The following is a 397-nucleotide window of genomic DNA, read 5'->3' on the forward strand; positions in this document are numbered from 1 at the left end:
CCGCCGTGTGCACCTCTTCGAGCAGTGGTCCGAGCGGGCGCAGCGCGGTCCGCAGGGCCTCCGTCGCGAGCACGGCGGTCCGCCGCCCGCCGCCGCGCGCCACGGGGGTCAGGGTGCCCAGGCCCTCCGGCAGGTCCGGCCCGTCGTCCGTGCTCCGGTCCGCGGCCGCACCGCTGCCGGACGCGGGCGTTCCGGTGTCGGACAGCTCCACGCGCAACGCGGCACCGGCAAGATCGAGTTCCAGGTATTCGGGCATGCGGCCATTGTGGCCGATCATGGGAGCGGCCTGCTGCGTCTTTCCGCAAGCCGCGTCAAGACAGGTGCAGATCAAGCCAGTTGACGGTCGGTGGGGCGCGTGCGGCGGTTGTGAACACCACCCGGGGGAGCAGTACTGTGC

General features: G+C 72.8%; 1 pseudogene. It reads right to left on the reverse strand.

From position 1 onward, the window contains the following. Nucleotides 1-256: pseudogene (locus tag IH00_RS44800) on the reverse strand (hypothetical protein); the annotation flags it as partial. Nucleotides 257-397 lie beyond the last annotated feature (141 nt).

Origin of the sequence: Streptomyces sp. NRRL S-118, from assembly GCF_000716335.1 — a bacterium.
In the GTDB taxonomy this organism is placed as follows: domain Bacteria; phylum Actinomycetota; class Actinomycetes; order Streptomycetales; family Streptomycetaceae; genus Streptomyces.